General features: G+C 67.5%; 2 protein-coding genes. One reads left to right on the top strand and one right to left on the bottom strand.

Going from position 1 to position 1,296, the window contains the following annotated elements; all coding sequences use genetic code 11:
• The coding region (locus I5M_RS34495; RefSeq protein WP_376738702.1) for an OsmC family protein at positions 1-107 on the top strand (107 nt) is incomplete at its 5' end.
• A 10-nt stretch (positions 108-117) separates the two neighbouring features.
• On the opposite strand, the gene I5M_RS26400 is transcribed toward I5M_RS34495, so the two are convergent.
• A complete protein-coding gene (locus I5M_RS26400) occupies positions 118-1,119 on the bottom strand; it encodes a zinc-binding alcohol dehydrogenase family protein (RefSeq protein ID WP_022724138.1) in 1,002 nt (333 codons plus the stop codon).
• Positions 1,120-1,296 lie beyond the last annotated feature (177 nt).

Here is a 1,296-nt window from a genome sequence, read left to right on the forward strand (position 1 = left end):
ATCTCAGCGAAGAGCAGCGGCTCAAGCTGATCGAGATTGCCGACAAATGCCCGGTGCATCGGACGCTGACGTCGGAGGTCAGCATCGTCACCAAGGCAGTGGAGTAATCGCCGCCGCTTACTTCGGCCGCAGCACTACGCGGTCTCGCGACGAGCCGGCGACGGCGCGGTAGGCGTCCTGCGCCCGTTCCAGCGGGTAGATCGCGCTGCTCTCGATCGGGAACGGCTTCAGCGCGCCGGACGCGAAACCGGGACTGAGCTCGCGCAGCACCTCACCCGTTGCGGTCGATGAGAATCCCAGCGTGTCGATGCCCACGTAAGTGTGCTGGGCGCGGTAGAACGCCAGGATGTCGAACTCGACGATGCGATGCACGGCCGCAATCAGTATCTGACGGCCGCGCAGCCCCATCGCCTTGTTGGCATCCGCGAAGTACGGATCGCCGACGGTGTTGAACACGATGTCGGCGCCCTTCCCGTTGGTCAGTTCGCGCACACGCGCCGCGACATCGCCAGCCGAGGAGTCGATCATCTCCACCGAGGTGCTGGCGTGGCCCGCATAGGGCTCGGCCTTGCGCACCACGCCGATGACGCGGGCGCCGCGCCAGGTCGCAATCTGCGCCGCGGCCTGCCCGACCTTCCCGTTGATGCCCATGATCAGCACGGTCTCGCCTTTGGCCAAAGCGGCCCGGCGCAGACCTTCGGCGGCGGTGACGAACGGCACGCCGATGCCAGCCGCCTCCTCCCAACTAATCGAAGCCGGCTTCTCGACCAGCGCCGCGGCTTCGACCACGAGGTGCGTCGCGTGCGTGCCGTCGCGGCGGATGCCGAGATCGCCGGAGGAGCCGAACACGTCCTTGCCGACCCATTCGGCCGGTCCCTCGATCACTCGCCCCGCGTAGTCGCGGCCGGGCGTGCGCGGAAACACCGCGTAGGGCATCAGGCCGGTCGCGGCCTTGACGTCGGAGGGATTCACCGCTGCGGCTTCGATTTCGATCAGGACGTCGCTCGCGACCGCACGACGGAGCCGCAGGGTCTCGACCACCGGTGTGATCGCCGCGGCGTCCGCGGCCTTGGCGTTGAGACGCACGCACCGCGCCTCGATCTGAGCGAAGGATGTCATGGATGGGCCTCGGCTGAAGGACGAGCTGACCGCCGCAAGCGGCGCCGCGTTCTGCCAGATTTGCCCCGGGCGCGCTACGCTGTGCGGCCGCAGCTGCCATGCTGCAAAAAAGAAGGCCCGCGCGAGCGGGCCCTGAACAGCAGTTGGATATGACCTTGCGATCAATCAGGCCGACTG

The organism is Rhodopseudomonas sp. B29 (assembly GCF_000333455.1).
Classification (GTDB): domain Bacteria; phylum Pseudomonadota; class Alphaproteobacteria; order Rhizobiales; family Xanthobacteraceae; genus Rhodopseudomonas.